General features: G+C 48.4%; 6 protein-coding genes. 4 read left to right on the forward strand and 2 right to left on the reverse strand.

What is annotated here, in order from left to right; all coding sequences use genetic code 11:
- The first annotated feature begins 273 nt into the window (after positions 1 to 273).
- Together glgX and pgm are read left to right on the forward strand one after the other, a co-directional pair.
- Positions 274 to 2,424 carry a glycogen debranching protein GlgX gene (gene glgX, locus KDK15_RS13100; protein ID WP_257295831.1) on the forward strand — a complete coding sequence of 717 codons (2,151 nt, stop codon included), beginning with the start codon at positions 274 to 276 and terminating at the stop codon, positions 2,422 to 2,424.
- Positions 2,425 to 2,565: 141 nt separating this feature from the next.
- Positions 2,566 to 4,209, forward strand: coding sequence for a phosphoglucomutase (alpha-D-glucose-1,6-bisphosphate-dependent) (gene pgm / locus KDK15_RS13105; protein WP_257295832.1), 1,644 nt, complete (start codon positions 2,566 to 2,568; stop codon positions 4,207 to 4,209).
- A 259-nt stretch (positions 4,210 to 4,468) separates the two neighbouring features.
- Here the strand turns inward: pgm and KDK15_RS13110 are convergent, their stop codons facing one another.
- Both KDK15_RS13110 and KDK15_RS13115 read right to left on the reverse strand, forming a co-directional pair.
- On the reverse strand, positions 4,469 to 5,149 hold the full coding sequence (locus KDK15_RS13110; protein ID WP_257295833.1) for a DUF2726 domain-containing protein: 681 nt from the start codon (positions 5,147 to 5,149) through the stop codon (positions 4,469 to 4,471).
- A gap of 340 nt (positions 5,150 to 5,489) precedes the next feature.
- Positions 5,490 to 5,792, reverse strand: a complete 303-nt coding sequence (locus KDK15_RS13115) for a cold shock domain-containing protein (protein ID WP_306800342.1) — start codon at positions 5,790 to 5,792, stop codon at positions 5,490 to 5,492.
- 433 nt (positions 5,793 to 6,225) lie between these two features.
- On the opposite strand from KDK15_RS13115, the gene KDK15_RS13120 reads away from it, so the two are divergent.
- Together KDK15_RS13120 and KDK15_RS13125 are read left to right on the forward strand one after the other, a co-directional pair.
- Positions 6,226 to 7,092 carry a cation diffusion facilitator family transporter gene (locus tag KDK15_RS13120; protein WP_257295834.1) on the forward strand — a complete coding sequence of 289 codons (867 nt, stop codon included), beginning with the start codon at positions 6,226 to 6,228 and terminating at the stop codon, positions 7,090 to 7,092.
- A gap of 180 nt (positions 7,093 to 7,272) precedes the next feature.
- Positions 7,273 to 8,208: hypothetical protein (locus KDK15_RS13125; protein WP_257295835.1), on the forward strand; the 936-nt coding region annotated here is incomplete at its 3' end.

Raw genomic sequence — 8,208 nt, forward strand, 5'->3', positions numbered from 1 at the left:
GTTCAAGTACGGTTCTGTGAGCGCCTGAGGGGGAGGTTCCCTTGGGCGACTCGACTGGGAAACGGAGCTACAATTTGTATCTCCCTTGACCCGGCTTGGAGCTACAATTGGCAGCTCCTTCGACCCAGTCTGGGTGGCAGTAATGTCACCCGGCTACCCGACTCTTCTACTCGGAAGTAACCCTGGTTAAAGGGACATTTTCAACAGCAGTAGTCATTGTTGGTGAATCAAATTAAAATTCAGCCTATTCCACTATGTTGATGTCTTGGATACATGAATCAGCCACGAATAACGTTAGAATCATTTGGCCCGGGAAGTTGCCACCATCTGGGGGCCAACTTTCTGAATCAGCAGCTGCAACCGGAGCTTCCTGCCTTAGCGGTGGGTGTGAACTTTGCGGTATATGCACCGGAAGCGTCAGCCATGATGCTGTGTCTGTTTGACAGCACTGGGGGGGAGCAGCGCATTCCCATGTATGGCCCTGAAAAAGGCATCTGGCATATATTGGTTAAAGGGGGGCAGGAAGGTCAGGCCTATGGCTATCGCGCCGATGGCCGCTGGGCGCCTGATGAAGGGTTACGTTTTAATATTAATCAACTGCTGCTGGACCCTTATGCCCGCCAGGTCAAAGGGGGGATTAACTGGCAGCCTGCTGTCTATGATTACTCAGGGAAGGAAAGAAACCAATGGTTGTTCAATGATCAGGACAATGGCCATTTGCTGCCCAAATCGGTGGTCCGGAGCGAACAGTTTGACTGGCAGTCTGTTACCAGGCCTGAGCTTTCCCATGATAACAGTATTATTTACGAGAGCCATGTAAAGGGCTTTACCCGTCAGCATCCCAATATTCCGCAAGCCCTGCGGGGGACTTATCTGGGGATGTGTCATCCTGTCGTTATTGATTACCTGAAGGATCTGGGCGTCAATACGGTTGAGCTGTTGCCGGTTACCAGTTTTCTCAGCGAGCCAAGATTACAGAAGCTGGGGTTGAAAAACTACTGGGGCTATAACCCGCTCTGCTTTATGGCACCTGAGCCGTCCTATGCTATTGATGATCCGGTTGATGAACTGAAGACAATGGTTCGTGAATTGCATCGCGCCGGTATCCGGGTGGTGATGGATGTTGTTTACAACCATACCTGTGAAGCGGGGTCTGATGGTCCAGGCCTGAGCCTGAGAGGGCTGGCCGAGAAAGATTACTATCTGCTGGATCACCATGGTGGTCATCTGGTGTCTACCAACTACAGTGGTTGTGGGAATACGCTGAATTTTGACAGTGTACAAACCATCAAGCTGGTGATGGATAGCCTTAGATATTGGGCTGAGCACTATCAGATTGATGGTTTCCGTTTTGACCTGGCACCGACCATGGCCAGACGACATCGGAAGTTTGATGCTCACAGTGCATTCTTTCAGGCCGTATTTCAGGACCCGGTTCTTGCTACCCGGCAGATGATTGCCGAGCCTTGGGACCTTGGGCCTGAAGGTTACCGCCTGAAAGGCTTCCCAAGAGACTGGCATGAGTGGAATGACCGTTATCGGGATGGTATACGATCATTCTGGCGAGGTGACAAAGATCAGGTGGTTGATATCGCCTGGCGTCTGACTGGCTCCAGAGATCTGTTTGGGTGTGACAGACCTGCTGGAAGTGTTAACTATATCTGCAGTCATGATGGTTTTACCCTGCACGACCTGGTGTCGTTTGAACACCGGCACAACCTGGCTAATGGTGAGGGCAACCGAGATGGTGATCAACATAATCTGTCCTGGAATTATGGCGTTGAAGGGGCCTGCAGTGATCCCGCTATTCAAAAGCTGCGACTGCGTGCACGAAAAAACCTGCTGACAACACTGATGTTTTCCCGAAGTATCCCCATGCTGATGGCGGGTGATGAATTTGGTAACAGTCAGCATGGCAATAATAATGCTTACTGTCAGGATAACCCGATTGGCTGGGTTGACTGGTCGTGGTTGGCTGGAATCAACGGCAATAGTGATGAGAATCCTGACGGTGCAGAGTTGCAACAGTTCACCTCAATGCTCATTCACTTACGAAAGTCAGAGCCATTGCTGGGAATCCGTTATCAGACAGATGACAGGCAGTGGCACAGCGCTGTGCTCGAGTGGTTTAATGCACATGGTATACCTCTGACTGCAGCGATGCTGCCTGATGAACTTGGTCATGCACTAGTGATGCGATATCGTTGCCCTGTGGATAGCCAACTGAGCCTGCTGCTATTGGTCAATAATGAGGCTGAAACCCGGCGTTTTAACTTGCCAGGTAGTGGCAATACCGTTCGGTGGCAAAGAATGTTATCCACGGATCTGGCTAATAAAGAGGCTTTCCGGGAAGAGGTAGTTTTACATCAGGGGTGGTATGAAGTACCAGGGCGCTGTGTTGTGGTGATGAAAGAATTGTCCTGAAAACCTTTTTTTCTTTCATAATAATGGGGTTGGGGTAAATCAGTAATAAACGGCAATGCATCTGTAAAGAATAGTCGGTATCGTGAGCGTAATCACTTATTTATAGATTGATGCTCTACTTTTCATTATTGAGGAACCGCCATGCATCCTCTCGCAGGCCAATCCGCAACCGATGATCTTCTGGTTAATATTCCCCGGCTGGTCAGTGACTATTACACGATACGGCCCGATCAGGCAGAAAGCAGTCAGCGTGTCGCTTTTGGTACATCGGGTCATCGTGGAACGTCTTCCAATGGTTCGTTTAATGAAACCCATATTCTGGCTATCAGTCAGGCAATCTGTGAATATCGCCGTGCTCATGGAATAGAAGGCCCTGTTTTTGTTGGCATGGATACCCATGCGCTTTCTGAGTCGGCCTTAATCAGCGCTGTTGAAGTGTTTGCTGCGAATGATCTGGATGTTGTGATTGATCAGGAGCGTGGCTATACGCCAACGCCGGTTATTTCTCATGCTATCGTTTCCTATAATCGCTGTAACAGCAATTTGGTTGACGGGGTGGTCATTACCCCTTCCCACAATCCACCGGAAGATGGCGGTTTTAAATATAACCCGCCACATGGTGGTCCTGCAGGTAGCGATATTACCGGCTGGGTGGAAAAACGGGCCAATGAGCTGATCGCTGAAAACCTTTCCGGTGTTAACCGAATCTCTTTTCAGCAGGTGCTCAGATCCGGCAAAGTCCACCAGTATGACTTCGTTACACCCTATGTGAATGATCTGGAAAATGTGCTGGATATGGAGGCCATTGCCAGCGCTAAACTGAGCATTGGTGTTGACCCTCTGGGCGGTTCAGGTTTGCACTATTGGGTACCTATTGCTGAGCGTTATGGTCTTGATCTGACGCTGGTCAGCAAGAAAATCGATCCGACCTTTTCGTTTATGCACCTTGATAAGGATGGCCGGATCCGTATGGACTGTTCATCCTCTTCCGCCATGGCCGGACTGATCAACCTCAAAGATGACTTTGATATTGCTTTCGGGAATGACCCGGACTTTGATCGCCACGGTATTGTGACCCGTGGTCATGGATTGCTGAATCCAAACCACTATCTGGCCGTTGCTATCCAGTATCTCTATACCCACCGCCCTCAATGGTCACCAGATGCGACTATCGGCAAGACGCTGGTTTCCAGTGCCATGATTGATCGTGTCGCCAATGGTCTGGGGCGCACAGTGACTGAAGTTCCGGTCGGGTTTAAGTGGTTTGTTGATGGTCTCTCAGATGGCTCTATGGCATTTGGCGGAGAAGAGAGTGCCGGAGCCTGTTTCCTGCGCCGGGATGGTAATACCTGGTGTACCGATAAGGACGGTTTCATCATGGCACTGCTGGCGGCAGAAATTACCGCCGTTACCGGGCGCGACCCTGGCGAGCACTATCAGGCGCTGACCCGAAAATACGGTGCTCCGGTTTATCAGCGGCTTGATGCTGTTGCTAATGATGCCCAGAAGAAAGTGCTTGCGGCATTGAGTCCGGAGCAGGTTAAAGCGGAAAAACTGGCAGGTGATCCCATCATTGCCCGTTTAACCCACGCACCAGGCAATGGTGCCGCGATTGGCGGTCTGAAAGTAGTTACCGGGCGGGGCTGGTGTGCAGCCAGGCCCTCCGGAACCGAAGCCGTTTATAAGATATATGCTGAAAGCTTTGAAGGGAAAGAGCATCTTTCCCATCTGCAGAGCGAAGCTCAGGAGATTATCGCCGAAGTCTTTAAGGCAAATGGTGTTTGAGGTGAGTTGAATCAGCCTGACATCTGAATGCTTTGTTTGAGGCTGGCAAAATAGGGAGGCTGGCTTTCAGGCAGGTGGGGGGGGCTTACGGGATCTTGCTTTATTTAGCCCGGAATGGGTCAGGGATTGGCCTTAATACTTTCAGGTCACAATGCAGAAAACAGGAATATCAACCATGGCTTCATTTCTTTCCGTGATCCTTAAGTGTTCCTGATCTGGGTTAAAGGAACCGGCTCCGTCTAATAGCCGGTTCTATTAATCAGGAGTGAACCATTCTGGCGCCTTTGCACCTTGGGTAGGTGCTGCATACCCAGCACTCCAGGCCTGCCTGAGGGCCTTTTTTAAGCGTTCGCAGTTGCATGGGACTATGACATTTGGGGCATTGTGGATCAACGATGGTCTCGACTTCGGCAATAGCTTCTCTTGGGGTCGGGAGCTCGTAATCAGGATTTCCTTCCTCTGCAAATCCGCAGGTAGCGAGAACGGTGCGTCTCAATTCGGTAACATCCCGCCAAGGCTTCATGTCATATTCCAGTAATGGCAGTTCTGCAGCTGCACAGAGCTGACGTAATAGCTTGAACTCTTTTGAGTTGGATTTTGTGTTGTAGGGAATGAGGTTGATCACACAACAGACTTCCATCTTTTTGCGGTGATAGAGCACAAAATCAAACCGGCGGTTTTTTTTGATATTCAGTGCCATGGCGGTGCGGCTGAACCTGCCGGATTCAAGAACGTCGCCAACGGGCAAAGCAGGCAAAACCATCAAGTGACTGCGAACGGCAATATCCAGCTGGCCAAAAAAAGCACGCTTGTCCTGGTCGAAAAGAAGGGTGTTGGTTTTGGCTTTGAAAGGACTGAAAGTCAGCCATAGATACCAGGCAATTGCTGCAATAATAATCAGAAAGCCTGAAACAACGAGGGGAAAACTGTCCAGCAGCACTGCACTACCTTGTCTTGGATTTATGAGTCAACGATTGATGAAAAACGTGGCTCTTTCAATAGCGTCAACAATAGACTCCCCATGCAAACGCAATGGAGAGAGCGAGGACCTGTTTGACTAATCATTGGTGATGCAGAAAGTGCACTTGTGGTTGTTAACCGGCATTAGTGGCCGGAGCAGCCCTGATCAGCCAGACATTCTTTATATAAAAGAGTGACTGCGAATAATAGCAACAAATATTCTTTTGTCATAATAGGTGTTTTCCCCACAACGAACATAACTGTGGAGAATGACACGCTATTGTCTTGCAAAAGAGTATTCGGGCAACTGAAATCCAAATTTAAACCGGAAATGACTCTTCCTGAGTTGCACTCTGAGTGCCTTCGCTGGAACTGCCATTGCCGTCATCGGGCACGACTTTCGTGGCGATCAGACCCTTGGGGCCATGGCCAATCTCAAAGCTGACAACCTGGCCTGCTTTCAGAGTTTTAAAGCCGTCCATATCAATGACAGAGTAATGGATAAGTACATCCTGATTCTCTGTCTCTTCCTGTGCCTGGATAAATCCATACCCTTTGGGGTTATTAAACCACTTGACTGTACCTACCAGCATAGCTTCCATTTCCTTCTTGGTCGCTTCCATACAGCTTGAATCCTTAAACATTACATTGAAGGAACTGCTGGGAAACTGCAACCCTTGTTGTTTTATTTTTTGGCATTTTTTTATGGTTATTCATAAAAAGTGTCGTCCTTGCCACTTTGTTCCCTTTATCTGTGCTGAAATCCATCACGATAAGTGGGGCATAACCACAGACTGCCAGAAAAGAGAACTTACAATATAACATCATAAATTGTGTTTGTAATAGTCCTGTATAGGCTTTATCTGTTGATGTATCAGGCTTTTTCAGGATTTTTTATTGCTCAAGTATTGTGCATGGATCGACGTCTTTACTCACTCCACTGGTCAATATAATACGACAAATGACTGTTTTTTCAGAGAATACTGTTGTTATTTTTCAGCTGTATTAGCTGGAAAGACTACAATTAAAACCTCTGGATATGTTGAGTAAACATCCATGGACCAGCATGATGATTATGATTCCGTTGGTGATGGAAAACTGAGCCTTGCCCTGCTTATCAAGCTTTTCCTGAGTGGTGTTCAGGTCGTTGGGGGAGGTGTTGCGGGAAGCCTCTCCCTGATCGCAGACTCGATACATAACCTTGGTGATGCCGGTGCAATTCTGGTGGCTGTCATTGCCAGGAGAATAGGTTGCAAGTCAGCTGATAAGGTGATGACCTACGGATACAAAAGGGCAGATATTCTTGGGGCTCTGATCAACAGTGTATTTTTATTGGTTGTAGGGATTTATCTGATCTGTGAGGCCGTGGGTAAGTATTTCTACCCCACGGAAATAGATGGCTGGATTGTGCTGTTGGTTGCCGCTGTTGCCCTTCTGGTTAATATCACAACATCGCTGCTGACTTTCAAGGCCGGAGCCAGACGCGATATCAATATCAATGCAGTATTTATTCACAGTGCTTCCGATGCGATTGCCTCTCTGGTGGTCATCGTAGCGGGGGTGCTGATCATCAACTACCAGCTCTATATTTTTGATGTGATAGCAACCATCGGGATATCAATCTACGTGATCTGTAATGGCGCTGTTCTTTTGCGACGATGTATTATTATTCTTATGCAGGGGGTGCCTGGCAGCATCGATATTGATCAGATCAGGGCGGCCCTGGAAAGCATTGAGGGGGTAAAAAGAGTAGGGTGTATGCACGTCTGGCAACTGGATGATAAAAAGATCTTCTTTGAAGGCCGTATTCTGTTGAATGGTGCTGAACCTGAAACGGTTAAACGAAAAATCCGGGTGGCGTTACGGCATCAGTTCTGCATTAACCATACGACTCTGGAAACAAAAAGCAGCCGTTGTATCTAACATCAAAATCATGGCCTTTGGTGAGAAATCGTCACGAAATAATTTAAGGATAATTTCTTAAAAAGCGGCTATCACCATCGCTTGGAAATAATTAAATCGTCTAATCCAATGTTTGAACTTTATCTTATGGCAGAACTCTGAACTCCGATATTCAATCTTAGAGTCGAGGGGTAACTTGCCATGAATATACCATCCATTCCTGCCCAGAGCACAGCGGTATTCCAATCTCAATTATACGGCGGTCATCAGGGCGAAAGTGCCAGTGCAGCCCCGGTAAAGTTTGATCGCTGGACCATCAGTTTAAGCGCGATTGACAGTTTCCTGCGGGGCAAGGGGCGTGAGGCGGTTGAAAATATCGCAGAGCGTATGTGCAGAAGGGCAGAGCACCAGCAAGGTACGAAATCCTTCAATTTAAGTAACCTGAAAAAAGATTTTGCTGCCTTCGGGCTACCGGTGGATGACAGCCAGGGGCGCAGCAAAGAGCAAAAGATCAAGATCGTTACTGGCCTGATCCTCAGGCTTCAGACTGAGGCAAGCAGTGGTAGTCTGGATCGGCCCTTAGGGCAGAGTTTTTGCGGCCTGGTCAAAAAATCAGAAAGCTCCATTGCTGAAGGGGTGCAGCAGTTGCTGGATGAAGTCAACGGCCATTTTGCCACAGACCCGACCACCGGGACTAAAGAAGCATCCCATACAGGTGATGGTAACAAAATTGTCGCTGAAGACCATGGCTTGCCAGAATTCAGTGGCCTTCCTGCCAGGCAACCCGACCTGGCTTATCAGCCTGTTCAACTGCCGTCATCGTCTTTTGCGATGGCTGATCCAGCACCAACGCCGTTAGCTCCACCGCCCTCTTATGATGCCCTGTCACTTGAGACTGGAACAAAGTTAGCGTATTTGAGTACTCATATGGATCGATTGATGGCGGATCAGTGGGGGGATGATCAGATAACAGAGTGTCGAAATCAGATGCAGTGGATCAAGGGAGAACTGAACAGTTTAGAATCGTTAGGGCTTCAACATTGTCCCGGAAAATTCAGAGAGGTCAGGGCGCAGTTTGAGGCGCTTCAGGTAAAGGATTTTCATCATCGTTTGGATGAGCTGGAAGATAAGCTGGAA

The sequence above is a fragment of the Endozoicomonas sp. YOMI1 genome (genome assembly GCF_024606345.1).
Taxonomy (GTDB): domain Bacteria; phylum Pseudomonadota; class Gammaproteobacteria; order Pseudomonadales; family Endozoicomonadaceae; genus Endozoicomonas.